The 26,348-nt window shown below is 39.7% G+C and carries 23 protein-coding genes and 1 pseudogene; 15 read left to right on the top strand and 9 right to left on the bottom strand.

Annotation, left to right across the window (positions count from 1 at the left end; translation table 11 throughout):
* The first annotated feature begins 114 nt into the window (after nt 1–114).
* Together dnaE and trxA are read left to right on the top strand one after the other, a co-directional pair.
* Nucleotides 115–4,410: a DNA polymerase III subunit alpha gene (dnaE, locus tag ACXACJ_RS05125; protein ID WP_475133197.1), complete on the top strand. Its 4,296-nt coding sequence runs from the start codon at nt 115–117 to the stop codon at nt 4,408–4,410.
* Between the two features lie 164 nt (nt 4,411–4,574).
* The gene (trxA, locus tag ACXACJ_RS05120) at nt 4,575–4,901 is read left to right on the top strand and encodes a thioredoxin (protein WP_475133196.1); all 327 of its coding nucleotides are present in this window, start codon (nt 4,575–4,577) and stop codon (nt 4,899–4,901) included.
* A 205-nt stretch (nt 4,902–5,106) separates the two neighbouring features.
* Here the strand turns inward: trxA and pth are convergent, their stop codons facing one another.
* The 4 genes from pth to eutB form a co-directional block, all read right to left on the bottom strand.
* Nucleotides 5,107–5,667 (bottom strand): aminoacyl-tRNA hydrolase, encoded by a 561-nt coding sequence (gene pth / locus ACXACJ_RS05115; RefSeq protein ID WP_475133195.1) that lies wholly within the window; start codon nt 5,665–5,667, stop codon nt 5,107–5,109.
* 74 nt (nt 5,668–5,741) lie between these two features.
* Nucleotides 5,742–6,341 (bottom strand): 50S ribosomal protein L25/general stress protein Ctc, encoded by a 600-nt coding sequence (locus ACXACJ_RS05110; RefSeq protein WP_475133194.1) that lies wholly within the window; start codon nt 6,339–6,341, stop codon nt 5,742–5,744.
* Between the two features lie 12 nt (nt 6,342–6,353).
* Entirely contained in the window at nt 6,354–7,277 is a 924-nt protein-coding gene (locus ACXACJ_RS05105) for a ribose-phosphate pyrophosphokinase (RefSeq protein WP_475133193.1), read from the bottom strand.
* 152 nt (nt 7,278–7,429) lie between these two features.
* A complete protein-coding gene (gene eutB / locus ACXACJ_RS05100) occupies nt 7,430–9,808 on the bottom strand; it encodes an ethanolamine ammonia-lyase subunit EutB (RefSeq protein WP_475133192.1) in 2,379 nt (792 codons plus the stop codon).
* A 164-nt stretch (nt 9,809–9,972) separates the two neighbouring features.
* Here eutB and ACXACJ_RS05095 point away from each other — a divergent pair, with 164 nt between their 5' ends.
* Genes ACXACJ_RS05095 through ACXACJ_RS05075 form a run of 5 tightly spaced genes read left to right on the top strand, consistent with a single transcriptional unit; the run spans nt 9,973 to nt 12,991 of the window.
* A complete protein-coding gene (locus tag ACXACJ_RS05095) occupies nt 9,973–10,311 on the top strand; it encodes a PadR family transcriptional regulator (protein WP_475133191.1) in 339 nt (112 codons plus the stop codon).
* On the top strand, nt 10,308–11,003 hold the full coding sequence (locus tag ACXACJ_RS05090; protein WP_475133190.1) for a hypothetical protein: 696 nt from the start codon (nt 10,308–10,310) through the stop codon (nt 11,001–11,003). The genes ACXACJ_RS05095 and ACXACJ_RS05090 overlap by 4 nt, the downstream gene beginning before the upstream one ends.
* On the top strand, nt 11,000–11,686 hold the full coding sequence (locus ACXACJ_RS05085; protein ID WP_475133189.1) for a hypothetical protein: 687 nt from the start codon (nt 11,000–11,002) through the stop codon (nt 11,684–11,686). The genes ACXACJ_RS05090 and ACXACJ_RS05085 overlap by 4 nt, the downstream gene beginning before the upstream one ends.
* Complete coding sequence (locus tag ACXACJ_RS05080; protein WP_475133188.1) at nt 11,683–12,324, top strand: hypothetical protein; 642 nt, start codon at nt 11,683–11,685, stop codon at nt 12,322–12,324. The genes ACXACJ_RS05085 and ACXACJ_RS05080 overlap by 4 nt, the downstream gene beginning before the upstream one ends.
* On the top strand, nt 12,311–12,991 hold the full coding sequence (locus ACXACJ_RS05075) for a hypothetical protein (RefSeq protein ID WP_475133187.1): 681 nt from the start codon (nt 12,311–12,313) through the stop codon (nt 12,989–12,991). The genes ACXACJ_RS05080 and ACXACJ_RS05075 overlap by 14 nt, the downstream gene beginning before the upstream one ends.
* A gap of 36 nt (nt 12,992–13,027) precedes the next feature.
* Here ACXACJ_RS05075 and ACXACJ_RS05070 read toward each other — a convergent pair whose 3' ends face one another.
* The gene (locus ACXACJ_RS05070) at nt 13,028–14,182 is read right to left on the bottom strand and encodes a serine hydrolase domain-containing protein (protein WP_475133186.1); all 1,155 of its coding nucleotides are present in this window, start codon (nt 14,180–14,182) and stop codon (nt 13,028–13,030) included.
* A 605-nt stretch (nt 14,183–14,787) separates the two neighbouring features.
* Here ACXACJ_RS05070 and ACXACJ_RS05065 point away from each other — a divergent pair.
* The 5 genes from ACXACJ_RS05065 (at nt 14,788) to ACXACJ_RS05045 (ending at nt 20,090) form a co-directional block, all read left to right on the top strand.
* A complete protein-coding gene (locus tag ACXACJ_RS05065) occupies nt 14,788–15,603 on the top strand; it encodes an enoyl-ACP reductase FabI (RefSeq protein WP_475133185.1) in 816 nt (271 codons plus the stop codon).
* An 80-nt stretch (nt 15,604–15,683) separates the two neighbouring features.
* Nucleotides 15,684–16,493, top strand: coding sequence for a 4-(cytidine 5'-diphospho)-2-C-methyl-D-erythritol kinase (gene ispE / locus ACXACJ_RS05060; protein WP_475133184.1), 810 nt, complete (start codon nt 15,684–15,686; stop codon nt 16,491–16,493).
* A 67-nt stretch (nt 16,494–16,560) separates the two neighbouring features.
* Nucleotides 16,561–17,370, top strand: a complete 810-nt coding sequence (locus ACXACJ_RS05055) for a M23 family metallopeptidase (protein ID WP_475133183.1) — start codon at nt 16,561–16,563, stop codon at nt 17,368–17,370.
* Between the two features lie 4 nt (nt 17,371–17,374).
* Nucleotides 17,375–17,839 (top strand): (2Fe-2S)-binding protein, encoded by a 465-nt coding sequence (locus ACXACJ_RS05050; protein WP_475133182.1) that lies wholly within the window; start codon nt 17,375–17,377, stop codon nt 17,837–17,839.
* Nucleotides 17,820–20,090, top strand: coding sequence for a xanthine dehydrogenase family protein molybdopterin-binding subunit (locus ACXACJ_RS05045; protein WP_475133181.1), 2,271 nt, complete (start codon nt 17,820–17,822; stop codon nt 20,088–20,090). The genes ACXACJ_RS05050 and ACXACJ_RS05045 overlap by 20 nt, the downstream gene beginning before the upstream one ends.
* Before the next feature lie 5 nt (nt 20,091–20,095).
* On the opposite strand, the gene ACXACJ_RS05040 is transcribed toward ACXACJ_RS05045, so the two are convergent.
* From ACXACJ_RS05040 to tgt, 3 genes are read right to left on the bottom strand one after another with little or no spacing between them, the layout of a single operon-like run.
* The gene (locus ACXACJ_RS05040) at nt 20,096–21,013 is read right to left on the bottom strand and encodes a DMT family transporter (RefSeq protein ID WP_475133180.1); all 918 of its coding nucleotides are present in this window, start codon (nt 21,011–21,013) and stop codon (nt 20,096–20,098) included.
* On the bottom strand, nt 21,013–22,095 hold the full coding sequence (locus ACXACJ_RS05035) for an LptF/LptG family permease (protein ID WP_475133179.1): 1,083 nt from the start codon (nt 22,093–22,095) through the stop codon (nt 21,013–21,015). The genes ACXACJ_RS05040 and ACXACJ_RS05035 overlap by 1 nt, the downstream gene beginning before the upstream one ends.
* Entirely contained in the window at nt 22,095–23,225 is a 1,131-nt protein-coding gene (gene tgt, locus ACXACJ_RS05030) for a tRNA guanosine(34) transglycosylase Tgt (protein ID WP_475133178.1), read from the bottom strand. The genes ACXACJ_RS05035 and tgt overlap by 1 nt, the downstream gene beginning before the upstream one ends.
* A 72-nt stretch (nt 23,226–23,297) precedes the next feature.
* Between tgt and ACXACJ_RS05025 the strand changes: the two genes are divergently transcribed.
* The 3 genes and pseudogenes from ACXACJ_RS05025 (at nt 23,298) to rsmG (ending at nt 25,663) form a co-directional block, all read left to right on the top strand.
* Nucleotides 23,298–24,407 (top strand): glycosyltransferase, encoded by a 1,110-nt coding sequence (locus tag ACXACJ_RS05025; RefSeq protein ID WP_475133177.1) that lies wholly within the window; start codon nt 23,298–23,300, stop codon nt 24,405–24,407.
* On the top strand, nt 24,398–25,006 hold the full coding sequence (locus tag ACXACJ_RS05020; RefSeq protein WP_475133176.1) for an RNA polymerase sigma factor: 609 nt from the start codon (nt 24,398–24,400) through the stop codon (nt 25,004–25,006). Before ACXACJ_RS05025 ends, ACXACJ_RS05020 begins: the two co-directional genes overlap by 10 nt.
* A gap of 26 nt (nt 25,007–25,032) precedes the next feature.
* Nucleotides 25,033–25,663, top strand: a pseudogene (gene rsmG / locus ACXACJ_RS05015) (16S rRNA (guanine(527)-N(7))-methyltransferase RsmG).
* Nucleotides 25,664–25,693: 30 nt separating this feature from the next.
* Here the strand turns inward: rsmG and ACXACJ_RS05010 are convergent.
* Entirely contained in the window at nt 25,694–26,092 is a 399-nt protein-coding gene (locus tag ACXACJ_RS05010; RefSeq protein ID WP_475133175.1) for a hypothetical protein, read from the bottom strand.
* Nucleotides 26,093–26,348: the final 256 nt, after the last annotated feature.

Below are 26,348 nucleotides of genomic sequence, written 5' to 3'. Positions count from 1 at the left end.
TCAGATGCCATTTTGCAGCAACAAAAGCCATTGAAGAGCAGGCTTGTTTGCTCAATTTTCTGTACTTTAGATGTCCTTTCCGATTCAGGAAAAGACCAATCCGACTAACAGCCTATGTACCTGATATTTGATACCGAAACCACCGGTTTACCCAAAAATTACAATGCACCCGTATCAGATTTAGACAACTGGCCTCGCTTGGTTCAGCTTGCTTGGCAGCTGCACGACAAGCACGGAAACCTAATTTCGGCTCAAAACTTTATTGTGAAGCCAGATGGCTTTACAATCCCCTATAACTCGCAGCAAATTCACGGAATTTCTACAGAGCGTGCCTTGGAAGAAGGTCACGATTTGAAAGAAGTTCTGGAAGCTTTCACTTCCGATTTACACAAAGCCGAGGTAGCGGTTGGGCACAACATTGAGTTCGATTTAAACATTGTTGGTGCTGAATACCTTAGAACGGAACAAACCAATCAGTTGGAAGATGTCGATTCCATTGACACCAAAGATGTTTCAACAGATTTTTGTGCTATTCCTGGAGGAAAAGGCGGAAAGTTCAAATGGCCTACGCTTACAGAGCTTCACCATAAACTTTTTGGAGAAGGATTTGACGATGCTCACGATGCGGCATACGATGTAGCCGCTACCACGCGCTGTTTCTTTGGTTTGATCAAAGAAAGCGTAGTTCCGCCTCGCGGTGGAGTAAATATTGGCGAAGTTGAATATGAAGCTCCAAAGCTAGATGCCGCCAATTTCGCCAAAGCGGAAGAAGAGCAATCTTCTTCTAGCGGAGCTGGAAAAATAGACAGAGAGGCGCTTTCAGACCTGAAAGAAGTACCTTTCACCCACCTGCATTGCCACTCGCAGTTTTCCATTTTACAAGCCACTTCTGAGGTTGGCGCTATGGTGGAAGCCGCCAAAGAAATGGGCATGCCAGCCATAGCCATAACCGATCATGGTAATATGATGGCGGCTTTCCATTTTGTGAGGGCCGCACTTACTGCTGAAATCAAGCCTATTGTAGGTTGCGAATTCAACATTTGTACCGATAGAACCAACAAAAAACAGCAAGACAACGGCTATCAATCTGTTTTGCTGGCAAAAAATAAAACAGGGTACCACAACTTGGTAAAATTGGCTTCCATAGCCTATACCGAAGGATTTTATTACGTTCCGAGAATTGACAAAAATGACCTCATTCAATTTAAGGGCGATGTAATTGCTACCACGGGAGGTTTGTGGGGAGAAGTTCCTTACTTGATTCTGAACGTTGGAGAGACACAGGCCGAAGAAGCCTTTGTGTGGTGGAAAGAACAATTTGGTGACGATTTTTATGCGGAAATCAACCGACATGGTGTTCCGGAAGAAGATCACGTAAACCAGATTCTTCTTCAGTTTTGCGAAAAGCACAACGTTAAATACGTTGCCACAAACAACACCTATTATACCAAGAAAGAGCAGGCCGAAGCCCACGACATTTTGCTTTGTGTAAAAGATGCCGAGCAGGTCAGTAAACCTAAAAAGTACATAGGCAAGCGAGGTCGCGAATTCCGTTATGGTTTCCCTAACGATGAATTCTACATAAAATCTCCTGAGGAGATGAAAAAGCTATTCACCGATTTGCCAGATGCCATTTCGAACACAAATGAAATCGTTGACAAGATTGAGCCTTTCGAACTCGCTCGTGATGTACTTCTTCCAAAGTTTGACATTCCATCAGAGTTTCAAGATCCACAAGACGATGAAGATGGAGGCAAACGCGGTGAGAACAACTATTTGCGACACCTTACTTACGAAGGTGCCAAAAAACGATATGAAGAAATTACACCTGATATTCAGGAACGACTCGATTTTGAGTTAGAAACCATTGCCAATACAGGCTACCCTGGTTACTTCTTGATTGTTCAGGATTTCACCACCAAGGCCCGCGAAATGGATGTTTCCGTAGGACCTGGAAGGGGGTCGGCCGCTGGTTCGGCTGTTGCTTATTGTATTGGAATCACCAACGTAGACCCGATTAAATACGATCTCCTTTTTGAGCGTTTCCTAAATCCAGACAGGGTATCACTTCCCGATATTGATATTGACTTTGATGATGAAGGTCGCCAACGTGTTATCGATTATGTAATTCAGAAATACGGAAAAAATCAGGTCGCCCAAATTATCACTTATGGTACAATGGCCGCTAAATCTTCCATTCGAGATACGGCCAGGGTTATGGAACTTCCGCTGCAAGAAGCGGATAGAATTGCCAAGCTAGTTCCTGACATTAAACTGAATAAGCTTTTCACGTTAGATGATCGCGGGTTAAAGGAAAAACTGAAGTCCGATCAAATTCCTTTAGCCAATGAGCTAAAGAATATCGCTAGAGGTCATGACGATTCTGCCAAAGTACTAAACCAAGCCAGAATTCTGGAAGGTTCAGTTCGAAACACGGGAATTCACGCTTGTGGTGTAATCATTACGCCAGACGACATCACGAAATTCGCACCCGTTGCCGTAGCCAAAGATTCGGACATGTGGTGTACCCAGTTCGACAACTCCGTAGTAGAAAGCGCGGGGCTGCTAAAAATGGACTTCTTGGGGCTTAAAACCCTAACTCTGATTAAAGATGCGGTAAGAAACGTCAAGGAAAGACACAGCATAGAATTAATTCCGGACGATTTCCCTCTTGATGATCAAGCAACTTACGAGCTCTTTCAACGTGGTGAAACGGTTGGGATTTTCCAATACGAATCCAACGGTATGCAAAAATACCTTCGTGATTTGAAGCCCACTGCGTTTGCCGATTTGATTGCCATGAACGCCCTTTACAGACCAGGGCCATTGGAATACATTCCTTCCTTCGTAAGAAGAAAACACGGTGAAGAAGAAATCACCTACGACTTGGACGACATGAAGGAATACCTAGAGGAAACTTATGGTATTACGGTTTACCAAGAGCAGGTAATGTTGCTTTCGCAGAAACTAGCTGGCTTTACCAAAGGTGAAGCTGACGTTTTGCGTAAGGCGATGGGTAAGAAACAAAGGGCCGTTCTCGATAAAATGAAGCCTAAATTTGTGGATCAGGCCAAAGCCAAAGGTCATGGAGAAAAGCAATTGGAGAAAATCTGGAGAGACTGGGAAGCTTTTGCTTCTTACGCCTTCAACAAGTCACACTCCACCTGTTATGCTTATGTAGCCTTTCAAACGGCCTACCTAAAAGCCCACTACCCTGCCGAGTACATGGCTTCTGTGCTCAGCAACAACATGAACGACATCAAGCAGGTGACTTTCTTTATGGAAGAATGCCAGCGTATGGGAATTCCCGTTTTAGGCCCCGATGTAAACGAATCGAATTATAAGTTTACTGTAAACGCCAAAGGTGAAATCCGCTTTGGTATGGGGGCTATTAAAGGTGTGGGTGAAGCAGCCATTGAATCGATAATTTCTGAAAGAAAAGAAAACGGGCCTTACCAGAACATTTTTGATTTTGCAGAAAGAGTAAACTTAAGGGCTGTAAACAAAAAGAACTTTGAATGCTTGGCCATGGCTGGTGGTTTCGACTGTTTTGAAGCATACCACAGAAGGCAATATTTATATGCTCCTGAAGGCGAACAAACCCTGATTGAAAAGGTAATTCGCTATGCGAACTCCATGCAAGCTGAAAAAGATGCAGCCCAAGTTTCTCTATTTGGTGGCGACAGCAATGTAGCGACACCTCTTCCGAAAGTTGTCGCTTGCGAGCCTTTCAGCGAAATGGAAAAGCTGAAAATAGAAAAGGACGTTGTGGGTTTCTACATTTCAGGCCATCCGCTCGATCAGTTCGAAATAGAACTAGAAAGCTTTTGCAAACCCATTTCCGACATTAAGAAATACCCAAATCAAGACATTTCCATTGGTGGCATTGTGAGTGGCGTTCGAAACGGGCAAACTAAAAATGGAAAGCCTTTCGCCATAGTTCATATGGAAGACTACAACAGTTCCGTAGAGCTGTTTTTGATTGGCGAAAACTACATGAACCACGCTCAATATCTTTGCCCAGGCGAATTTCTTTTCATTACGGGTCGTGTTGAGCTTAACTGGCGTAAAAAGAAAGAAATCAGGGAAAATCCGAATATCAATCCAACTCCGGAAGACTGGGAACTTCAAACCATGGCGATTTCTTTGCTGAGCGAGTTAAGGGAAAAACGTGGCAAAGGCATTAAAATCACAATCAATGCGCGCTCTGTAGATCAAGAATTTATCGATTTGATTACCCGATTGACTCAAGAGCATGAAGGTTCTACCGAATTGAGAATTCAACTGGTAGACAAGTCAGAGAATATTAGTGTTGAGCTGATGAGCAGAAAAGTTAAAGTAGACCCAAACAGTCAGCTTATAAAAGAGTTAAAGAAACATACTGAAAATGCAAGACTGCTGACCGCTTAATGGAACTATTTGATTTTCAAAAACCATCATAGCTATTGACTATAAGGCATTTACAACAACAATAAAGAGTTGAAACGCATTTTGGCTTCACTTGGAACTTTTTAAGTAGCTTTGCTGTCAATTCTTCAACTAATTAGGAAATTAAAACATAACTAAATAATAAAATGGGAAAAGCAATTGAGATTACTGATGCTAACTTCGAAGAGTTAGTTTTGAATTCAGACAAACCAGTTTTGGTAGATTTTTGGGCAGAATGGTGTGGACCTTGTAGAATGGTTGGCCCTGTAGTTGAAGAAATTGCCGGAGAATACGAAGGCAAAGCTATTATTGGTAAAGTTGATGTGGATGCTAACCCAAATGTGGCCATGAAATACGGAATCCGTTCTATCCCTTCTTTGCTTTTCTTTAAAGGCGGAGAAAAAGTAGACGGTGTTGTAGGCGCTGTGCCTAAAAGCACTTTGACTTCTAAATTAGAAGGTACTTTAGCTTAATTTAACACACGATTGAAAACATAAAAAGCCGCTTAAAGCGGCTTTTCTTTTTTCTGATTTATGGAGTTTTTCTCTATCAGTGAAACCCTCCAAAAGTTGATATTCACAAGTAAGTCAGGACTAAACCTTTATGATGAGTTTGATTTATGAACTTTAAATACTCCCTCTCCTACTATCCAAACTCAGCTTGTTATTTCAACTCCTTCTAGTCGTTGTACTGAGTCATAGTTCTGGAAATACCGATGGTGCAAAAGCCAATAATCATATCAATGGCCTTGTCCATGGCAAAAGGCAGTTCTTCAAATTCTTGCTTGGTAAAAGGTGCTAACACATAGTCAACCTGCCTTCCTTTTGGAAAGTCATCGCCTATTCCAAACTTAAGTCGAGGATAATTCTGCCCGCCTAAAAGCTCTTCTATATTTTTCAATCCATTGTGCCCAGCACTAGAGCCTTTTCCCCTCATTCTCAACTTCGCAAAAGGAATGGCCAAGTCATCTACAATCACTAGTACATTCTCGATAGGAATTTTAAGCTCCTGCATCCAATATTTAACCGCCTTTCCGCTTAGGTTCATATAAGTGGTTGGCTTGATCATGTGAATCGATCGTCCTTTGAATTTGAATTCTGCAGTATAGGCCAATCGCCCCATTTCAAAATTTACTCCCTTTTGATCGGCCAAACGATCGAGCGTAAGAAAGCCAATATTATGGCAAGTCAACTCATATTCAGGACCAATATTACCCAAGCCAACAATCAAATATTTCATGATGTAAAAATCTTTAATACAAATAAAAAATCCTGCTTTTAGGGCAGGATTTTCATTCTTTCAATAATTAAATCTTAGTCTTCAGAACCTTCTTCATCATCTCCAGAATCAACCAATCCTGCACCTCTTAGGGCTCTTGGGATAGTTACTGAAGCGATAGTTACCAACGGGCTGTTCAAAATCTCGAAGTTTTCAGGAGTAAGCGCACCTACTTTAGTAGATTTACCTAATCTCAATTTAGAGATGTTAACACCGATGAACTCAGGCATATCTTTTGGAAGAGCCTTGATAGAAAGTTTTGGTTTTTTGATTACCAAAGTACCACCATTCATTACACCAGGAGCAGTTCCTTCCATTTTAACTGGAATTTCCATTTTGATGTATTTTCCTTCGAACAATTGTAAGAAGTCAACGTGTAGAAGCATGTCGCTTACTGGGTGGAATTGAGAATCTTGAACGATAGCTTGGAAATGCTCTCCTTCAACGTTCAAATCTACGAAACAAGGCTTTGGAGTGTACAACACATCACGGAACTGGATAGCTGGTGCATAGAAATGCACTTGATCGTCTCCACCGTAAAGCACACATGGTACATTACCTTCGGCTCTCAGTCTCTTAGATTCTGTTTTGCCGAGATTTGCTCTTTTAAACCCTATAATCTCTACTTTTCTCATAAAATATAAATGTTAAATAAATAATTTACTGATTGAACCGTCATTGGTAATGCTTGTAATGGCTTTAGCGAAAAGCTCGGCCACGGTAAGCACTTTAATTTTTGGTGACTCTTCTCTCAAAGGAATGGTATCAGTCACTACTAATTCTTCCAACACGGAATTGTTAATGTTTTCATAAGCCTTACCTGACAAAACAGGGTGCGTACAAAATGCTCTTACAGAAAGGGCTCCTTCATCTTTAATGATTTTAGCAGCCTTACAAATTGTACCTGCAGTGTCTACCAAATCATCGACAAGTACTACATGCTTACCTTCAACATTACCGATAATTCGCATTTCGGCAACTTCGTTGGCCTTTTTGCGATGCTTATCGATTACTACCATTTCAGCATTGAAATGCTGAGCAAAAGCCCTGGTTCTTTTTACCCCTCCAACATCCGGAGAAGCAAAAAGCAAATTATCCAAATTCAGCTTGCGGATGTAAGGCACAAACACGGCAGCTCCATCCAAGTGATCCACAGGAATATCGAAGAAACCTTGAATCTGACCCGCATGAAGGTCGCATGTCATCACCCTATCGCAACCCGCTGCCACCAAAATATTGGCCACCAATTTTGCTCCAATGGCAATCCTTGGCTTGTCCTTTCTATCTTGACGCGCATAACCGAAATAAGGAATTACAGCAATCGCCTTGTAAGCACTGGCTCTTTTTGCTGCATCAATCATTAAACACAACTCAAACAAATTGTCAGCTGGAGGAAGCGTTGACTGGATCAAAAACACTCTATTACCACGAACTGATTCCGTGTAATAAGGTGCCATTTCTCCGTCACTAAACTTCTGCATTTCAATGGAACCCAACGATTTACCGTAGAATTCGGCAATCTTTTTTCCAAGATAAGCTGACTCTGTTCCGGCAAATAACTGATTATCCATATTACTGACGTTTGGTGCTTTAAAAATTGAACCGCAAAAGTAAAAATATTTATCCGAATTTCAGAGGGAAGAAAGAAGGTATTTTGAAGACTTAGTGATCTCCAAAAACTATCAGAATAATAAATACACCGAAGTGGATTGACAAAACAAAGTTAACCCATCAAAGTCTTCTGCCTTTTAAAAATCTGATCAAAAATATCAGCGGCTTGTTGAGCTGCATTTTCTGGTTTTAAAGCGGTATCTGAAATACCTGAAACCACCCTGGAAATATCGTGATCCACTTTTCCCGTTTGATGCCAAACGTTTGAGTTTGCAGCCGTAAGATAAGCTGAAAAATTATGGTGCCCCGAACCTGGTCTTTCTCCTATAATGTGAATCACCCCTTTGGTAACTGAGTTTCCGTTCTTTTCTCCAAATAGCTTTTCTCCACATTCATAACCAGCCCGAACCCTACCGTGCTTGATTACTATGTTTTCATGATTTACCGCATAGCCTTTCAGTTCCAATGCATCTCTCAAGAATCCCAAGAAAGGCAACAAATGACCATCATCGGATAAGGCCCGAACATTCAATCCATCCGAAATTATAATCTGAACATCGGGCACATCGGTTTTCCATGAAGACCTTATTCTTTTAAGTTGTTTAAGTGCACTTTCGCTCAACTTTTCGCCTGATTCAGGGTGATACACATAATCCTTCTTATTTAGAGAAGAGGTTGAAACCACAACCCCTGAGGGAACAGAATTCAAAAAAGATTGAGAAGTTTCCGTCCACAGACTTTTCTTCGCATCCTCATAAAGCGTTTTCACTTGAGTTTCAAGTTCAGGCTCTAAATCCCAAATTTCTTTCCCATAACCCTTCGCAATCGGAACCCCTCTTGCCTGAATTTCATCAATCTTCGCTTTACCCTCTTCATAAATTTCTGATTGAGGGCGGCCATCTCCCTGAACTTCACAAAACTTATAATAAACCCAAATCGGGTCGCCAAACTTTGAAGTAGGCCTATTGTCTTCACCTATTATTTCTAATCGCTTGAAGAAATCCCACATAGCATCGTTCACCTTATATCCAAACTTCTCGCGAACCTTCACATGATTGGAGAAGGAAGTCGTGAGGTAACTCAGCATAGGATCATTTTTTGTAGGAAGCGCCATCAAATAAGCTGGATTTGCTGGCATAATCTGCTCTATGCACCAATCCAAATCATCCAAACTGACGTCCATATGAAGGGTGGAGCAAACATCTAAACCAATAGGCAAACCATGCAATTTGCCCATAACCGTATCTTCCAAACAGCAACGAACCAATTGTTCCTTGGTTTTAAAAACCTCTGGACCAATAAAACCAGCCACATCATTTACATGCACCCAAGGCACTTCAGTCTCAGATTTACCTTCGGCCATTTTTAATTTCAAAGCTCTTAAAAAACCATATTTCCGCGCTTCGTGAACCAGCATATCAAACCCTTGCCCGTGGCCATTGGTGAAATCCGCACCTTGACCAGTTTCTGCATAAAGCCCATATTTCCCGGTTCTTTTTGCCACATGATCTAACATTTTCTGAATGGTGACATCAAAGGTTTGATTGGCTTCAACTGTTCCCGCTAAACTCTGAAACCAAATGCCAGTAGATCCTGGTTGATCGGCCTCAACCTGCGCTTGAATATCAATGTGCGACAGTACACAATTCGGGAGAACTTCTTCAAGGCCAAAGACACTGATTATATGAAACAAAACCTTCTCGATTTTTGCCACGGATTCTGGCTCACTAGAAACTGGGTTTGTACCTAAAACCAAATCCCCAACAGCGTATGACCAAGCATCAAATACCTGCCACATAATGTCCTCCACATTATCCGTAGGCGAATTCGGCTGAACGCGCGCGCTTAAATAGCCTTTGCTTCCTATTTTGCTATTTGGCAATGGATTGAAAACCTTCTGCCCTACTTGAATCAATTCTTCATTACTCATCAGCTTTACCGCACAAGCAATCATATCGCTGCTTAGGCAAGGCATCACCTGCTTAATCTGGTTTTCATTAGCGCTTAACAGAAAATCCTTGAGCCCAGCGAAAGTCCACAGTTGGATCTCAGAATTGTTATTGAAACTTGTGGAATCATTAATCAGCTCTTCAAGAGCATCGTTAAATAAAGAATGCTTGCTGAAATCTACCAACTTGGTGTTTGCGAGAAGAAACCGAGCATTTTCTCGAGACGCTTGGTCGAAAGCCGCTACCCCAAGTGTTTCATCACCTTCCTTGAATTCGTTAGCAGAACCAATAATCTGCCTGAAAAGCGTCAAATCCATCTCTCCCTTTTCAGCATTGATATAACTGAAAATATCCTGATCCTTCACTGGTTCTTTAATGGGAATCGCTTTTCTGCTTGCAGAACCTTCCGAAGTAAAAGAACAGCCATTGAAAACCATTAACGATGTGCTTATCAAACCAAGTTGATACAAAAACTGCTTTCGATTGATCGTATCCATAAAATCAAAAATGAAATAAGAACCGGTTAATAATTTAACCAACATTCTTACAAAACTCTACTCAAAGAAGAAATTCAATGGAAAAAGAAACCATTTTTCATTTAAATCAAACTAGTGACACTTAAAAGCATCAACATACTTTCTTCTTCAATGAAAGAAATTTTTATACATAATTTTCTTATGCATAAGAAAATTATGTATACTTGAATATGTCATCGAGTAAACTATTAAAAGGAAGCCTAGCCACCATTGTACTCAAGCTTTTAGAAGAGCATGAAAAAATGTATGGTTATGAAATCACTCAAAAAGTAAAGGAGCTTACCGCTGGAGAATTTAAAATCACAGAAGGTGCGCTATACCCTACCCTTCACAAATTGGAAGCTGAAGGACTCCTGACTACTCAGACACAAAAGGTTGATAATAGAATCAGAAAGTACTATTCGCTCACTAAAGAAGGAAATGCTGAAGCCAAAACGAAAGTGGCCGAACTGGAAGATTTTTTAGTGAATCTGCAAAAATTGCTCAACCCTAAACTCGGATTAGGATGAAATTGAGCAAAGAGCAACACGAACAAATTGTGTTTTACCTACAGCATTTGGATATAAACTCTCAAGAACTGTTTGAAGAGTTTTACGACCATATTGCCAGCTCTTATGAAGAAGCTATCAAAATCGATACTGAAAGAAGTTTGAAAGAACATATTTGGCAGTATCTGCAACCCGAATTTGGTGGAGTAGATGGATTTAAAAATGTAATCAAAAAACATAAACGCCTTATTCATTCTCAGATAACAAAGCGCTTTTTTTCAATAGCATTTTCGCATTTCAGATGGCCAGCCCTCATGCTTACATTAGCAATTTTTCTGACATTTTGGGCACTTACGAAAACAACTCATTCTCCCATTTTAGTTTATGCTATTACTGCATTAGGGTTACTAATCCCTTATATAATAACCACCAAAAACAGCATCAAATTCAAGAAGGAAATCAAGAAACTTCAACCTGGTTTTTCTTCGAACATGAGAAATACAGCAATTAAGGAAATCACTATTTTCTCAGGGGTTGGAACTTATTATTTGTGGTTTTTCTACAGAAATTTCATTGACAAAACTTGGTTCGACTACTACTTCAATCAAGTACCTATATTGCCAACCTTATTAATGGGCTTATCATTTCTATACGCCCTTACGATTTTGCAGCTGATCAAGGAAGACTTCAGGATTAAATTAACTCTATCATGAGCCTAACTGCTGAACAAGAAAAATATTTGAGTGAATACTTGAAAACGGTAGGTATTTGTACTCAAGAGCCTTTCGAGGAATTCTATGATCATATTGCTACGGCTTTTGAGAACAGCGATGCTGACGATTTAAAAGAATTTGTTCGTGAAGAAATTCAGCCTTCGTTTGGTGGTGTTGATGGAATAAAGAAAATCGTAAAAGCACAAAGCAAACTTCGAAGCAAAATGATTTGGAAAAGGGCCAAAGAAATTTACTTAGGTCTTTTCGGCTGGCCGGCTTTAGGGATGGTTATTTTAAGTTTCGCTCTTCTTCAAACATTAATGATTGCGTTTGGGCCAAAAGCGCTTACTCTTTTCTCAATTGTGGTAGGCTTATTCCTTCCCGCACTAATCGTTTTCTATGGCTTTACTAAATTTTATTTAGACTGTAGAAAACAAGAAAAACTTTACACAGCTTCTGATCTTAATCGTTCGATATTGATGATGGTTCACATTCCATTCACCCTTATCAACTTATTCGCTAATCTGCTGATTCCTATTACCATTGGCCGAAAAAGCTTTGCCCCATTAATTGCTGATCATGTTTGGATAGCAGCTTTAATTAGCACACTCATTTTGCTTTACGGCTTTACTTGCTTAAAGCTTTTTAAAGAAACTTTCATTTTAAAAATACAGACGGTATGAAACTAGCGCATTACCAAATCAATCAAATTAAGGAATATATTGGCTTGCAGAACATCTGGTACGATGATGTGAAAAATGAACTGCTGGATCATATCGTTTGCGCTGTAGAAGCCAAAATGGAAAGCCATAACTTGAAGTTTATGGAAGCTTTAACTCCAGTTTTAGATGAAATTAAGCCTGCCAAAATGCAACGCCAAAAATTGCTGACTGAGCTCAAAGCAACTTTTAAAGCTATCGGTAAAGAGTGGCTGTCCTTTTTTATGAGCTCAAAAATTGGCTTGGCATTCATATCATTAGCCTTCAGCATTGCTTTGGTTTCATTTACAAATCCCAAAGAAAGCCTCAAGCTCTTTCAGCTTATTAGCTTGTTGACGCTCTTTTTCTATTTTTTGATTGGCACATGGAGAAACAAATCGCTCCGGCCTCTGAACAATGCTCATTTCATCAGTAGATTGAACGCAATTTGCAGCTCTACCCTTTTGATTGGAGCCATTGTTAGCCTAACAATTTCTGATTGGCTAATCCAAAACCCTTTGTGGCTTATTGCTTACATGAGTATATTTTCTTCATTAATCATAGCGGGCCTTTTTGCGATGCAGCATTCATACAATCAGCTTAAAAAACATGCAACTCTCTAAAGAGCAACTAAACCAAATTAAAGACTTTGTAAACACCAGGGGCTTTACTCACATTGAAGTAGAACTCGAAGCGATTGATCATTTAGCTTCAAAAATTGAAGCTCTGCTAGAAGAAAAGCCAGACATCAGCTTCGACAAAGCACTTGCTAAAGCACATAGTTCCTTCGGAATTTGGGGGTTATCCTCTATTGAGGATTCAATCAAAGGAGGAATAAAACTGAAAATGAAGAATCAGTTTTTGCTTTCTTTCAAAGAGATTTTAACGAGCTGGCAAATCATCTTTATTCCGCTGGTCATTTGGATAGGCAACAGGATTTTATCATTTATTCCACAAACTCAGTATGGAACTGGCTTCCATATCTTTTTCCTTTTCTATGGATTTCTTTGGGCCATATTAGCATATAGCGTATACGCCAAGCCGATAAAGAAATTCAACAAACGCTCCATGTATGTGCAACTCAGTGGCTTTGGACTTTATATCACTCAGTTTTTATTGGGTAATGGATTTGCCCTGCTTACCAAAGAAATCTATATGGAAGGCACTCCTTTCTACAAAACCATATTTGTTTTAGGCTTTGTTCTCACAACCTTCAGCGGTATACTTTCCATTAAACTTATGAAATGGGGAATTTACCACTTCCAAAAATCTTACATCAAGTATTTGTGATTTATATCGCATCCAAGCCCACCCCTAAAAGAGATTCTACTTCACAGCATCCTGCACCAATTTCATCATTGGGCCAATTTTGTTGGGTTCTAACCAACGCAAAACGGTCACCATGTTGTTCTTTTTATCAACCACAATAAAGTTTCCGCCAAAACCTGCTGCATAGTAAATCGATTCGTCTGCCACTTCTTTCCATTTACGTGGTCCGCGATTTAACCACCACATATACCCATAACTCTCCATAGCTTCTGAAGACTTTTGAGCCTGTTCTACCCAATTTTTAGAAATCAGTTGCTGGCCTTTCCATTGGCCGTTGTTTAAAAATAGCAAACCAAAACGAGCATGATCAGCCGCTGAGATAAACAATCCTCCTCCCGAGTGACCACCACCCGTTACGGACTGCATATTAATTCCATCGATATTAACCCAAGCATTATCGTACCCAAACCATCGCCAAGTGGTAGAAGCGCCTATCGGATCCATGATTTTTTCTTTAAGAACCTGAGGTAATGGTTTTCGCCAAACCTGAAGCAGAGAATAAGCCAATACATTCACTCTTACATCATTGTACTCCATAAAAGTACCTGGCTCGCGTAATTCTCTATATCTCCAATCATCAATACCGCCATTTCTTGGAGGTCTATCTGCCCAGTCTTTTCCTCCCCAAAGTTCTCCAGACCAATCAGAAGATTGATTGAGCAAAGCATGCCAATCTACTTTAGCATTATGCTCTCCATCAAAAGTGCCGTCCCAAACGTATTCTGCTACTTTATCCTTTACATTAGCAATCAAGCCTTTATCAATCGCCAAACCCGCTACGGTTGAAAGGTAACTCTTGGTAACACTAAAAGTCATGTCCACGCGATCTACATCTCCCCATTGAGCAACGATATAACCATCTTTAATAATCATTCCGGCAGGTCCGCCTCTTTTTTTGGTTGGCCCAGCTATATGATGAAAAGGTTCGCTTTTAAAACCATCCAAAATGGCTATTCTTAAATCGCGAGAACCGCTGTATTCGTTTTCCTGTGCATATTTTACGGCTTCCTGAATTTTACCTGCATCAAGTCCAAGTGACTGTGCACTTTTTTCTTCCCAATTCCCTCTTTCAGGAAAATAATTTTGGGCTAAAGCGGGAGAAACCGAAAACACAAAAACGAATAAGCACGCTGAAAACAATCTTTTGTTCATGGGGTCTAATTTTAAGAACAACGATTTAATCAGAAAGAGTAGGAATGACAAACCCGATTTTATGGGCGGATAAAAAAGAGAAAGGAGGCCATCACTCCTCCTTTCAACCTAATCAAAAACACTTATGAATTAAATGTCTTTGTAATTGCATATCCCATACGGGCCTGCAAGATAACATTTAATTAACAATTACTTAACAAGTGACCATCCATAAAATTAAAGGCGGTACCTCACGGCACCGCCCTCACCTCAACCAAAATAGATCCAATACCCACACAGTTTGGATCATTTCTTTATTAACGCTTTACCAAACTAGCTTTAACTATGACTGATATACGAAGAGCATTATCACTCTGGATTTAGCGCTTTGAAAAAAATTTAACTTTTTTTATTCAAACTTAAATTATACAAAAATTTTAAACGTTCAATAAACACTTATTCTATTATTTGATAAAATACTTTTCAATATACACTACATACTTCACGGTTAAAATACAACAGTTTGAAAATCACACTTTTCCGTTTCTATAAACACGCATAAAACAAATGCACTCGGTTTATTAAATTGAATGCCTATTTTTACGGCCTCATAAAGAAAAAACACTATGGCACATAATCTCTTAAAAGGTAAAAAAGGTATCATTTTTGGCGCATTAGATGAGCGCTCAATTGCTTGGCAAGTAGCAAAAGTTGCGAAAGCTGAAGGCGCTGAATTTACTTTAACCAATGCCCCTATAGCCATGAGAATGGGCGCTATCAATCAATTAGCTGAAGAATGCGGTTCAGAAATCATTCCTGCTGATGCTACTTCTATGGAAGATCTTGAAAACCTATTCACTAAATCTATGGAAGTTTTGGGTGGCAAAATTGATTTTGTGCTTCACTCAATCGGAATGAGCCCAAACGTTAGAAAAGGCCGCGAATATGGCGATTTGAACTACGATTGGTTGATGAAAACCTTAGATGTTTCGGCAATTTCTTTCCATAAAGTAATGCAAACTGCAGAAAAGCTAGATGCCATGAACGAATGGGGTTCAATTCTAGGTTTATCATATATTGCTGCACAACGTACTTTCCCAGATTACTCTGATATGGCACAAGCTAAAGCCATGCTTGAGTTTATCGCTAGAAGCTACGGAGAGCGTTTTGCTCGTTTGAAAAACGTAAGGGTAAATACTATTTCTCAATCTCCAACCATGACTACAGCTGGTACTGGTGTTGGCGGATTCGATGTTTTCTATTCTTATGCTGATAAAATGAGCCCATTGGGTAATGCAAGCGGATTGGATTGCGCAAACTACTGCGTGATGATGTTCTCTGATTTCACCAAAATGGTAACCATGCAGAACTTAATGCACGATGGTGGTTTTTCTGCTTCTGGAATCACCGATGGCTTAATTGCTGAATTGAAGAAAGACTAATTACATTCTTTTCTACATATTTACAGCCTCCTTGTTCAATAACACGAAACAAGGAGGCTGTTTAATTTACCTCCAATCCTATGATTAGTTTTCCGAACACTAAAATCAACCTGGGCCTTTACATTACAGAGAAATTGCAGAATGGCTTTCACGCTATTGAAAGCTGTTTATATCCTGTGCCTTGGTGCGATGTTTTAGAGTTTGTTCCTTCAAAGAAGATCAGTTTTGGCAGTAGCGGTATTGTCATCCCTGAAGACGGATCAGATAATTTGGTAATAAAAGCTTACAAACGTTTAAAAAAGGATTTCCCATTACCTGAACTTAATGTTCACCTTTTAAAAAACATTCCAATCGGAGCTGGTTTGGGCGGAGGTTCAGCCGATGCTTCTTTTATGTTGAAAATGCTCAACACCGAATACCAGCTTTTTTTAGATGATAGTTTGCTTGAAGAGTATGCAGCAGAGCTCGGCAGCGATTGTCCTTTTTTTATTCAAAATAGGCCTGCTTATGTTTCAGACACAGGCACTACCATGGAGCATTTAGATTTCAATTTAAAGGGTACTTGGATTGTAATTGTAAAACCCGAAGTTCATATCTCAACCAAAGAGGCCTATGCTGGCGTTGAGCCGAAACCTAGCGATATCGATTTAAAGGCTCTTTTGGCTAAAAAGGATTTTGAGCTTTGGCGAAAAGAACTGAGAAACGATTTTGAAACCTCTATTTTTCCGAATCATCCTATTTTGGCTCAAATCAAGGAACAACTTTACGGATTAGGAGCTGATTACGCTGCTATGAGCGGCTCAGGTTCCGCGTTGTTTGGCCTTTTTGATAGTAAACCTGAAAACCTAGGCTCACTAACTCAATATTCTCACAAATTCCAGCAGCTCTAATTGCTTTTTTAATTCGCTTGAACTTGATCGCGAAATAAACCAAATTGAAGAAAGGTTTATTTAGATCATGATGCGTCTTAATTTTCTGGTTATCCTCACCTTCTTCAGTATAAAAGCCCTGAGTCAAAATCAGGAAATGAAGGTTTATTACGAAAGAGTTGACAACCAACTAAACATCTATGCCGACAACGAAAAGCTTTTTCCACAAAGCGTAACAGTTGATTTGAATATTAAGGGACTCAAGCCTAAAAATAAAGTCCCTGAATTCATTGTCGTTCCACCTCAATCCGATCGTTTTATTCTCATCGAACTTATCATTCCTGAACAATCGGGATATAGCTTCAAATATCAATACAGATATTCCATAGGTGATTTCAGTGCCGAACATGATGACACCTATGCTTACCAACTTCCATTTGAAAAAGGATCATCTTTTATGATGAGCCAAGGTTATAACGGCAACCAAACCCATCAAGGCAAAAATGCCATTGACTTCACCATGCCAGAAGGTACGCCTATTTTAGCTTCGCGAAGCGGAAAAGTAGTTCGGGTAAAAGAAGACTCAAACAGAGGCTGCCCTTCTTCGAAATGCCAAAACGATGCAAATTTGATAACCATACTTCATGAGGACGGCACCATGGCCGATTACCTTCACTTGCAGAAAAATGGAGCTCTAGTTAAAGAAGGAGATGAAGTTACAGTTGGTCAAAGAATCGGACTTAGCGGTAATACTGGCTGGAGTTCCGGTCCACACCTTCATTTCATGGTTTATACTTTTGGACTTCCTTCTCAAAAGTCAATCCCCACAAAGTTCGAAGTATCAGATGGCAATGTTGAATTTCTGACCGAAGGACGCAGATATACCGCATTCAAATAGCATTATGGAACTGATCATCAACAATAAAAAGCATGAAGTAGATGTAGAACCAGGAATGCCAATACTTTGGGTGCTACGCGATGAACTTAACCTTACGGGCACCAAATTTGGCTGTGGCATTGCATCCTGTGGAGCTTGCATGATTCACTTGGATGGTCTTCCTGTAAGATCATGCGCTCTTCCTGCTTCTGCTGCCGTTGGAAGAAGAATCACTACCATTGAAGGTATTTCCCTAAATGAGCAACTTTCAGCTGTTCAAAAAGCATGGATCAAGCATCAGGTTCCGCAATGCGGCTATTGTCAGTCAGGAATGATTATGGCCGTAGAAGGCATGCTGGCGACAAACCCAAATCCAGACGAAATCACCATAGAAAATTCCATTTCCAATATTTGTCGCTGCGGAACTTACCAAAGAATTAAAGAAGCCATAAAAGACATTCTTTCAGAAAATGAACAAAGCAATGGCTGATCAGAATTCGCATAAAAGAAAGATTTCGAGGAGAGCATTTATCATATCTGGTTCTGTGTTGGGTGGCGGACTTGCTTTGGGGCTGGGCGGAATAGCTTTTTCTAACTACAAACGAAAACAATTTAGCGGCATTGGTTTCGAAGGAGCCCAAGCCCTGAACCCATTTATTCATATTACACCTGAAGGCAAGGTTAAATTGGCGGTTGCTAGAGCAGAAATGGGACAAGGCATTTTTACTTCCTTGGCAATGCTTGTGGCTGAAGAACTGGACGTTTCCTTGGAAGATATCGAGGTGATTCATCCACAAGTAGAATCGCCATATGCGAATATCAACTTGGCTACACATTATGAAAAGTCTTCGGGCATGGAAGGCTTCAATTTTATGGAAAAAGTGGCCTATATTCTCCCTTACATCGCTACAGGCGGCAGCACTTCCATAAGAGATGGCTATTATCATTATCGTTTTATGGGGGCTTCTGCAAGGGAGATGTTAATGGCTGCAGCCGCTAAAAAATGGCAACAAGAAATAACTGACGTAAGTACTGAAAATGGATCTGTGCTATCATCAACTGGAAAAAAGCTCTCTTATGGTGAATTAAGCAGTTTAGCAGCCAAAGAAAAACCAAGTGAGCATCCACAACTAAAACCAGATAGTAGTTTCAAACTGATAGGCCAGCCGAAAGAACGGATTGACCTTAAAGAGAAAGTTACAGGAACCGCAACTTTCGGCATTGATGTTCGAGTTCCTAAAATGCTTTTTGCATCAACTCAGCATGCTTCAATTGTAGGCGCGAAGGTATTGGGAGTAAGCAATGAAGCCGAAGTTTTAAAAATGAGAGGCGTCAAAAAAATAGTGCTTCTACCTGAAGGAGCCGCGGTTATTGCTGACAATACTTGGCGTGCCATTCAAGCTGCAAAAGCCCTAAAATTAGACTTAGATCAAGCTGAAGAACTCTTCGACTTAAAAACATATAACCATCAACTAAAAAGTGTGCTAAACGAAGACATAGAACACGTAAAAGAAAAAGGCAATCCAGAAGATAAATTCGATTCAACTCGGACTTTAGAAGCAACTTATGAAGTTCCATTTTTAGCACACGCCACTATGGAGCCAATGAATTGTACTGTTCTGATTGAAAAGGGAAAAGCAAAATTGTGGGTTGGTCATCAAGCTCCTTTTCTAGCCAATATGGCCGTTGCCAAACATGGTGATGTCAGTAAAAACGATATTGAGATCGACATCAAATATCTGGGTGGTGGATTTGGAAGAAGGGCCGAAAGCGATTTTGTAGCCGAAGCAACCATTATAGCCAAAGCAATGGAAGGCACGCCAATCCAAACCACTTGGTCAAGAGAAGAAGACGTTAAATTCGATGCTTTTCGTCCTGCAGCAGTAAGTCAATTTAAAGCTTTGCTTAGCGCTTCGGGCGAAGTAGAAGCCTATAAAAATCACATTGTGCTACAATCAACTTTGAGAAGTAGCATTGGCAGAAATTTTCCATTGGCAAAACCACCAGCTTCGCAGGACACAACTGCAGCAGAAGGAGCAATTGAACTGGCTTATTCCCTAGGAGAAAAACAAATTGGTTATTCTTTCATAGAAAGCCCGATGAGATTGGGCTATTGGCGCAGCGTTGGGCACTCTTACAACGGATTTTTTACAGAGAGTTTTATTGACGAATTGGCTTACAAGGCAAATTCTGACCCCTATTTATTCAGAGCTAACTTACTAAGTTCAAAACCTAGGCATAAAAAAGTGCTTGATAAGGCAGCCCAAATCAGCAATTGGTCAACTCCTCTTCCCGAAGGAAAATCCAGAGGCATTGCGTTTCATGAGTCCTTTGGGTCCATTGTGGCTCAGGTAATTGAAATCACGCTAAATGACCAAAAGCAGATCAAGCTCAACAAAGTTTATTGTGTGATTGATTGTGGCAAATATGTGAACCCTGATACGATTGAAGCCCAAATGCAAGGTGGAATTGTATTTGGTTTAACAGCGGCCATTTTTGGAGAAATAACCGTTGAAGATGGCCGTATTCAACAATCCAATTTCCCAAATTACGAAATGCTTAGATTAAGGCATATGCCTGAAGTAATTACCCATATTATGGAAAATCACGAGGCTCCCGGAGGCGTTGGTGAACCAGGTACTCCTCCTATTGCTCCCGCACTTACAAATGCTATTTTCGCTTCAAATGGTGAGAGAATTCGATCGCTCCCCCTGAAAAACCACGGTTATACGCTACTGTAAATCAATCAAGTGCCCAACCGAGATTTCTTCTCTTGAACTTTTCTTTGCCTTCTTCTTACGATAGGATAACTGATGACAGCGCCAAGAATAATGAGCGTTCCGTAGTAAAAGCCATTGCTCATTTCCTCGTTTTCTCCATAAATAATTACGGCAAGAATAATCCCATAAACGGGTTCTAAGTTGACTGTAAGATTGACAACATAAGCGGTAATTCGTTTCATCAATTCTACCGCTGCAGAAAATGCATAAACGGTACAAACTACAGACAGAATCAATAGCAAACCCCAATCTCTCAAATTAGGCAAGCTGTAAAAAGTAGATTCTCCCAGAAAGAAATGATTATAGAATGGAATGAAAATCGCAATACCAATAGCCGCAGCCATCATCTCGTAAAGCGTAATGGTATACTGCGACATCACCTTTGAAAACTTCGCATTCAGCACCGAAAATAGTGCAGACATAAAGGCAGAAGCCATGGCCAAACTTAACCCCAAGGCATTGCTGAATTCAAATCTGAAGATTACATACAAACCCGAAATGACCACCAAGCCCAAAACAACTTCGAAAAGTCTTACTTTTCTCTTATCAAAAAAGGGTTCAATCAGACTCGTCCAGAAGGTAGTGGTTGCCATACCGGCCAAACAAACCGAAACGTTTGAAACTCTGGCCGATTCAAAAAACAGAAACCAGTGAGCGGCAATGACCAAACCAGTTAAAATCAATCTCCCCAGATAAGCCTTATCCAGCACGAAGGACTTTCTTCGGAAAAACATAAAGCCAGCCAAAACCAACGAAGCCAATGCCGTACGATACATGACAACATCCGTAGAAGGAATTGTCATTTCATTACCCAGTATGGCGGTAAAGCCCCACAAAAACACAATGAAGTGGAGCTTAATAAAATCCTTAGGGGTTGCTTCCATTATTTAGGAACAAAACGATAGATAAATAGGGCTAGGCAAGTGAATATGATATTCGGCAGCCAAACGGCTAATATTGGATTCATTGAACCTGCTTCTGCAATACTTTTAGTTGCAATAAATAAAATTATAAAAATAAAGGCGATTAAAAAGCCTAAAGCAATTTGAAAACCAACCCCTCCCCTTGTTTTTCTGGAAGACAGAATAACCCCAATAAACGTAAGGATGATGGCCGTAAAAGGCGACATAAATCGAATCAGCTTTTCAATTTGATAAATGGGGACATTATCGGCTCCTTTGGCCTGCAAATCGGAAATGTACTCGTCCAATTCGGGAATTGTAAGCGTTTCTTGGAGCCCTTTATTATTGGCAAAATCCTTCGGACTCATATTGATGAATATGGTGGTATCATTTAAATCCTGATACTTATAGCTTTCGCCAGCCTCATCAATTTCCCGAAGGCTCCAGTATTTAAGTTTCCAACCAACTTCCGTAGTATCCCAACGAATTTCGCCAGCAGAAAGCTTGTAAAGCAGCTTTTTATCTTTGATTTCTTCTAGCGTAAAACGATAACCGATATCCCTAAAAGTATTGTAATTCCCTAAAAACACATACGAAGTAGGACTCACTTTAAAATGAACATCCTTGCCTTCATAGTTGTAAATTTTATTGTCGAAATACTGCCTTTCGAACCGAACCCTGTGCTTATTGGCGTTTGGAATAATCCAACCTGTAAATACAAAACTCACTATAGCGATAATAATCGAACCAATTAAAAAAGGCCTTAGAAAGCGCGGATAACTCACTCCACCCGCTAAAATCGCCACAATTTCTGTATGGCTCGCCATTTTAGAAGTCACAAAAACGGTGGCTATAAAAATGGTAATGGGCGTAATGAGGTTCGCTATGTAAGGAGCGTAATAAAGAAAATACTTCAGGATTTCAATCGTGGCAATATTCTCTTTAATGAAGGTCTCATTACGCTCAGAAAACGTAATAATGAGGATAATGGAAACCAATATGCCCACCACGAACAAAAAGGTGGTCAAAAACTTTTTGATTATGTACCAATCGAGAATTTTCATTACAGGCGTTGAGTCACTTTTTTAACCATGCGGGTTTTCCAATCAACAAACGTGCCTGCAATAATGTGTTTTCTAGCTTCTTTTACCAACCACAAGTAGAAAGATAAATTATGAATACTCGCAATTTGAGCACCAAGAATTTCTTTACTGGTGATTAAATGGCGCAAGTAGGCTTTTGTATAGAAGCTACTTACATAACCTCCCAAATTAGGATCGATTGGGCTATGATCGTTCTTCCATTTCTCATTGCGCATGTTCAAAATACCTTCTGACGTGAACAACATTCCATTTCGTGCATTTCTAGTTGGCATAACGCAGTCAAACATATCCACGCCCAAAGCAATGCATTCTAGAATATTTTCGGGTGTACCAACCCCCATCAAATATCGAGGCTTATCCTTTGGCAAAATATCGCAAACTACTTCTGTTTGTTCATACATCATTTCATGTGGTTCTCCCACAGAAAGACCACCAATGGCGTTACCCTCTCTTTCAAAGGAAGCAATGGTTTCTGCCGATTTAATTCTTAAATCTTTATAGGTACTGCCTTGCACAATCGGGAAAAGGGTTTGGCTATAACCGTACTTACCTTCTGTACTATCAAACCTATCGCAACAGCGCTTCAACCATCTATGAGTTATTTCCATTGACTCTCGGGCGTATTTATATTCGCAAGGGTAAGGCGTACACTCATCAAATGCCATAATAATATCAGCCCCGATAGTACGCTGAATATCCATTACATTTTCTGGGGTGAAAACGTGTTTTGAGCCATCAATATGAGATTTGAAAGTAACACCGTCTTCTTTGATCTTTCTTGTTCCAGAAAGTGAATACACTTGATACCCTCCACTATCGGTTAAAATAGGCTTATCCCAACCATTAAATTTATGTAAACCGCCAGCAGTTTCAATTACATCCAAACCAGGTCGTAGATACAGATGATAGGTATTCCCCAAAATAATTTGAGCTTGAATATCTTCTTTCAGTTCTCTTTGGTGAACGGCCTTTACCGAACCTGCTGTGCCCACAGGCATGAAAATCGGGGTTTGAATAGTACCATGGTCGGTAATAACTTCGCCTGCTCTGGCCTTCGACTGCTGATCAACTGCTGCTAAATTAAACTTCATGCCTCATTTTTGGTCGCACAAAAATAGCAGGATTCATTTATTCTTATTTGTTTCAAACAGAATTAGTCGCACTTGGAACCGAAAGACCTTTTTTTGATTGTTTTCGCAGGCTTGAATTTAGTACAGTTGTACTTTCATTGGAGCTACTTCAACAAACTGGTTTTCTATAAAAAAGAAGAAAGAAAAAGTAACAAAGCACTTGGTGTGTCAGTGATTATTGCTGCTCGAAATGAGGCCCATCACTTGCTTGGTTTAATTGAAAATTTGGCGAACCAAGATTATCCATTGTTTGAAATCATTATTGTTAATGATCGATCTACAGACAGTTCCACAGAAATATTATTAACCTATTCTAAAAATTTTGATAAGCTGAAGTTCGTCCATATTCACGAACTCCCTGAAAACTGGAACGGAAAAAAGTTTGCATTAAAAAAAGGAGTTGAGCAGGCCGTCCATCCAATTTTATTGCTCACCGATGCCGATTGTTTACCTTCTTCAAATCAATGGATCAAACAAATGGCTTCTTCCTTTTCAAAAGAAACAGATTTTGTTTTAGGATTTTCACCATACAAAAAAGAAAAGGGTTTCTTAAACCAGTTCATTCAATTTGAAACGCTTTTGACAGCCATTCAATATTTATCCTTCAGCCTAAAAGGGCAAACCTATATGGGGGTAGGTAGAAACTTGGCTTATAGAAAAAACATTTTCGAGCTTAATGGATTTTCTGGTTATGAGCACAAAACCGGTGGCGATGACGATTTATTCGTAAACCGACATGCCACCTCTTACAATACACGTATACAATTAGATAGCACCGCTCAAACAATCTCTTTTCCTAAACAGACCTGGACCAGTTATTTTAAGCAGAAATTAAGGCACTTAGCGATAGGCACAAACTATCGCAAAAAAGATCAAACGCGTTTGGGAGCTTTTGCGTTAAGTACGCTGTTGGGTTGGATAATGCTACTTGTAGCGCTAACGACAAATTTATATACTGATATTTTATTGGTCATTTTCGGTATAAGGAGCTTGTCATTTTATATTATCTTTACCCGGTCAGGTCGAAAACTCGATGTGAAGATGGCTTACTGGGCACTTCCCCTCCTCGATCTGTGTTATAATTTGTATTACCCCACTGTGGGGCTTATAGCGCTAATGGCAAAAAAGGTTAAATGGAGTTAGGTAAGCAGTTTTCTGACAAAGCACTCAAAGATTTCAGGTTAATAGATCAGGCTGTCAATGAGCATGACGAACAGGCTTTTGCTGAATTAATGCAAAGGTATCGCAAGCCTGTTTATCATATGATTTTGAAAATGGTTAGGAATGTAGACGATGCAGAAGACCTAACTATCGAAGCTTTCGCGAAAGCTTTCAAAAACCTCCACAAATTCAAAAAAGACTTCACTTTTAGTACTTGGCTTTTCCGGATTGCCACAAATAATACCATCGATTTTATCAGAAAGAAAAGGCTCGATACCATGAGCTTGAATACATCTTTTAGCGATGATAATGGTGACGCAGTTACTATCGATGTTCAGGATAGAAATCTGAATCCGCAAGAAGAAGCCATTAAAGCTCAGAAAATTGAATTGGTTCGATTGTTTGTCACCAAACTACCCGCTAAATACCAACGTTTGGTAAAACTTCGTTATTTCGATGAACTGAGTTATGATGAAATCGCCACAGAACTAAATGCACCTTTAGGTACAGTTAAAGCTCAATTGCACCGTGCTCGCGAACTGATGTACGATCTTGTAAAAGGGAAAAAAGAGCACATCTAATTCTTTTTTGGTTAATTCGCATTTAAATGGAGTTAATCAAAAAATATTTCCCCAACCTTTCCGAGGTTCAGATTGAGCAATTCTCTCAACTTCAGTCACTTTATGCCGAATGGAATGAAAAAGTGAATGTTGTTTCAAGAAAGGACATCGAAAACCTTTACGAACGCCATATTCTTGCATTCCTTAGGAATTGCCAAGGTTTTTAAATTTCCCGCAGGAACCGACATTCTAGATGTAGGCACAGGAGGTGGATTTCCCGGTATTCCATTAGCTATACTTTTCCCAGAAAGCAATTTTCATTTGATTGATTCTATAGGAAAGAAAATTGTGGTGGTAAAAAATGTAAGCGAAGCCATTGGACTTACTAACCTTAAGGCCGAACAGATTAGGGCCGAAGGTATTAAAGGAAGAAAGTATGATTATGTGGTGAGCCGAGCGGTAGCTCAACTTAAGAATTTCTACCCTTGGATCAGAAACAAGTATAAGAACCCTTCTGAAGCTGGTCCAAAAAGCGGTTTACTTTATTTAAAAGGAGGAGATTTAGAGCAAGAAATCAAAGAATCGAAACTAAAAAAAGTTCGTGTTCATAATCTTGATAAATTCTTTAAAGAAGAGTTCTTTGAAACAAAAAAGGTGGTTTTTGTTCCGAAACAATAAATCACCTCATTCATAAAAACTTAAATTTTTCTAGCTTCTCACTTGATAGGTTTCTTCCGAAGGTTTGTCTTTGGCTGTATAAATTAAAATGCTGTAAACACCAATGGCAGTTCCAATTGGGATGTTCACTAAACTGATGATTCCATACACTAAGGAAGGCGTATTGGCCCAGCGTCTCTGATTGATAAGACCTACACCAATAATGATTTTCGGGATAAAGAAGAGAATCGCTATGGCCCATAAAAACGAATCGATAAGATCGAAAATCCAGCTGGCTTCTGGTGGCATCGGCTCTCCGTTATGAGCGGCTATATCGAAAATTACATCCATAAACATGTCGTAGAAAAAGATACCTAAAAGGCCTAGAGCACTAAATACGATAAATAAAATTCCGAGTATTTTCTTGTGTATGGGATCTGTTAGATTCATGGCATTAAATTTTATTGAATATAAAAAGAGCCACTAAAATATCTGATTATTTTATCCGTACTATAAACCGTTTATTCAAATCTCAAGTCTACAACTGTAACTGACTTCGGAATTTCATTCATAATGGCTAGTGCTTATCGCTATTAGTCTGTCTTAATGTTTCAACTAAAAAATCATTGAGTTTATTCATTTCAAAAAAATTGTGACCTGATCAGCAAGCTTACTCCATCTACAAAGTAAAAAAAAGCCCCAGAAA

The sequence above is a fragment of the Roseivirga sp. AWQ4_251 genome, assembly GCF_056158225.1.
This window is presented reverse-complemented; position numbering and strand designations above follow the sequence as displayed.

What these genes read in the sequence shown, in the direction of transcription:
- ACXACJ_RS05085 (WP_475133189.1), top strand. Translation starts at nt 11,000, where the DNA reads ATGAGCCTAACTGCTGAACAAGAAAAATATTTGAGTGAATACTTGAAA.
- ACXACJ_RS05010 (WP_475133175.1), bottom strand. Translation starts at nt 26,092, where the DNA reads ATGAATCTAACAGATCCCATACACAAGAAAATACTCGGAATTTTATTT.
- ACXACJ_RS05090 (WP_475133190.1), top strand. Translation starts at nt 10,308, where the DNA reads ATGAAATTGAGCAAAGAGCAACACGAACAAATTGTGTTTTACCTACAG.
- ACXACJ_RS05040 (WP_475133180.1), bottom strand. Translation starts at nt 21,013, where the DNA reads ATGGAAGCAACCCCTAAGGATTTTATTAAGCTCCACTTCATTGTGTTT.
- ACXACJ_RS05050 (WP_475133182.1), top strand. Translation starts at nt 17,375, where the DNA reads ATGGAACTGATCATCAACAATAAAAAGCATGAAGTAGATGTAGAACCA.
- eutB (WP_475133192.1), bottom strand. Translation starts at nt 9,808, where the DNA reads ATGTTGGTTAAATTATTAACCGGTTCTTATTTCATTTTTGATTTTATG.
- ACXACJ_RS05095 (WP_475133191.1), top strand. Translation starts at nt 9,973, where the DNA reads ATGTCATCGAGTAAACTATTAAAAGGAAGCCTAGCCACCATTGTACTC.
- ACXACJ_RS05105 (WP_475133193.1), bottom strand. Translation starts at nt 7,277, where the DNA reads ATGGATAATCAGTTATTTGCCGGAACAGAGTCAGCTTATCTTGGAAAA.
- ispE (WP_475133184.1), top strand. Translation starts at nt 15,684, where the DNA reads ATGATTAGTTTTCCGAACACTAAAATCAACCTGGGCCTTTACATTACA.
- dnaE (WP_475133197.1), top strand. Translation starts at nt 115, where the DNA reads ATGTACCTGATATTTGATACCGAAACCACCGGTTTACCCAAAAATTAC.
- ACXACJ_RS05110 (WP_475133194.1), bottom strand. Translation starts at nt 6,341, where the DNA reads ATGAGAAAAGTAGAGATTATAGGGTTTAAAAGAGCAAATCTCGGCAAA.
- ACXACJ_RS05065 (WP_475133185.1), top strand. Translation starts at nt 14,788, where the DNA reads ATGGCACATAATCTCTTAAAAGGTAAAAAAGGTATCATTTTTGGCGCA.
- ACXACJ_RS05075 (WP_475133187.1), top strand. Translation starts at nt 12,311, where the DNA reads ATGCAACTCTCTAAAGAGCAACTAAACCAAATTAAAGACTTTGTAAAC.
- ACXACJ_RS05070 (WP_475133186.1), bottom strand. Translation starts at nt 14,182, where the DNA reads ATGAACAAAAGATTGTTTTCAGCGTGCTTATTCGTTTTTGTGTTTTCG.
- ACXACJ_RS05045 (WP_475133181.1), top strand. Translation starts at nt 17,820, where the DNA reads ATGAACAAAGCAATGGCTGATCAGAATTCGCATAAAAGAAAGATTTCG.
- tgt (WP_475133178.1), bottom strand. Translation starts at nt 23,225, where the DNA reads ATGAAGTTTAATTTAGCAGCAGTTGATCAGCAGTCGAAGGCCAGAGCA.
- ACXACJ_RS05080 (WP_475133188.1), top strand. Translation starts at nt 11,683, where the DNA reads ATGAAACTAGCGCATTACCAAATCAATCAAATTAAGGAATATATTGGC.
- ACXACJ_RS05035 (WP_475133179.1), bottom strand. Translation starts at nt 22,095, where the DNA reads ATGAAAATTCTCGATTGGTACATAATCAAAAAGTTTTTGACCACCTTT.
- ACXACJ_RS05055 (WP_475133183.1), top strand. Translation starts at nt 16,561, where the DNA reads ATGATGCGTCTTAATTTTCTGGTTATCCTCACCTTCTTCAGTATAAAA.
- pth (WP_475133195.1), bottom strand. Translation starts at nt 5,667, where the DNA reads ATGAAATATTTGATTGTTGGCTTGGGTAATATTGGTCCTGAATATGAG.
- trxA (WP_475133196.1), top strand. Translation starts at nt 4,575, where the DNA reads ATGGGAAAAGCAATTGAGATTACTGATGCTAACTTCGAAGAGTTAGTT.
- ACXACJ_RS05020 (WP_475133176.1), top strand. Translation starts at nt 24,398, where the DNA reads ATGGAGTTAGGTAAGCAGTTTTCTGACAAAGCACTCAAAGATTTCAGG.